Annotated in this window: 2 protein-coding genes; both read right to left on the bottom strand. The window is 50.1% G+C overall.

The window, feature by feature from the left end:
• A partial coding sequence (locus DRJ53_RS20980; RefSeq protein WP_175580774.1) for a transposase occupies window positions 1-593 on the bottom strand: 593 nt, incomplete at its 3' end.
• The coding region (locus DRJ53_RS20975) for a transposase (protein WP_206609862.1) at window positions 590-1,511 on the bottom strand (922 nt) is incomplete at its 5' end. The genes DRJ53_RS20980 and DRJ53_RS20975, both read right to left, overlap by 4 nt.

The following is a 1,511-nucleotide window of genomic DNA, read 5'->3' as shown; positions in this document are numbered from 1 at the left end:
GCCATGAGCATACACTTGGTTGCACCTGCAATACCACGCGTGTTCACCCTGCGCATGCCACCAAAGTTGATGAGGGTTCCCAGCACAGGTTCCACTGTGCTTTGCCTGACCTTCTTCATCACTTTAGCCTTTTCACTTTGCAGCCTCCGGTGCATCCGATCATAATACGGCTTGTCTACAGAGTCATCGATCTTTTTAAAGTCACTCTTGCCAATGCAGCTGCTACGCAAGGGGCACTGCCTGCAGTCCTTTGATGAAGAGCGGTACTGCTTCATCTGGTAACCCAGCGATGTTGTAGTGATCTTCTTGAATGGCAGCTCAACACCCCGCTCACATACATAAGCATTTCTGAAAGGATTGAATCGGAAGCCCTCCCGGTGGGGCTTGTACTGACCAAAGTTTGGTATGTAACCCACAATGCCTTTTTCCTCCAGAGCCTTGAGTGCTTCCCCGCTGCTGAAGCCTGCATCACAGAGCGCCTCTTCCAGGTGCAGGCCGCCTGCTTTCAAATTCGTTACTGCACGATCCAGGATGGAGGGCAGGCATTGTGAGTCTTTCTTGTCTGCATGGTGCGCTTCGATGGCTGTGATCACATCGAGGCCGTGTCTACACTTACCTGTGCTGCATAGTTTAGCTGGCGCGGCTTGCCGGGCTTTACACTCACACGTGCATCGCTGTCCGTTGTGGAGTAATGGGTGTGGTTGGATACAAACTTGGGCAGGTATTCTTTTTCATCACTTGCGTTTTGTTCACTGTCTGGCAGCTTGTTTTGTTTGCCTCCACCAGGCATGCCCTTGTATGCTTTGGTCTTCCAGTCGTGGTGGTGCTGTACGGCCTTATTACGGCTGGCACTTACGCTATGCTGGTCCTTGTCATCTGCATTATCCTTCTTGTCTGTAGGTTCTTTTTCTTCTTCCTGCTGAAGGCTATCCAGGTATACACCACCATCAGCAAGAATCTCTTTTTCCTTCAGTGAGTCCATGGATGCATTGGCTTTCACCGGAGCTGAATCGATGGCCTGTCTTCTGCCGCCTACCATTCCTGCATCAATGCACTGTTTGAGCACCGTGGTAAATAGTTCATGGAACGGTTCTTCACCATAGAGCTGGCGGGTACGTGAGATGGTGGAGTGCCAGGGCAGTTCTTCATCCATGTCATAGCCCAGGAAGTAAAGCATATCCAGGCGCATGGAAGCAGTATCGATGATGCGCCTATCAGAAAGCAGGTTTTCAAAGTAGCCGATCAACAGCAGTTTAAAAAACACCACCGGGTCAATGCTTTTCTGACCATCACGACCATAGTACTTTTTTGTTCGCCCGTACAGCCACCCAAGGTCAAGTGCGGCTTTGAGCCTGCGGTAAAAGTTGTAGGATGGAACACGGTCGGAAAGCTGAAAATGGGTGAACAGCTTTTCGGAGTAGTGCTTGCGGCCTTGCATACGAAAAGTTACTACTCCTGCAGCTTTTTTAAAACATACCTTATCCACAGCATGTGAGTTGTGCAACACGCAC

Origin of the sequence: Paracnuella aquatica (assembly GCF_003332885.2) — a bacterium.
Classification (GTDB): Bacteria; Bacteroidota; Bacteroidia; order Chitinophagales; family Chitinophagaceae; genus Flavisolibacter; species Flavisolibacter aquaticus.
This window is presented reverse-complemented; position numbering and strand designations above follow the sequence as displayed.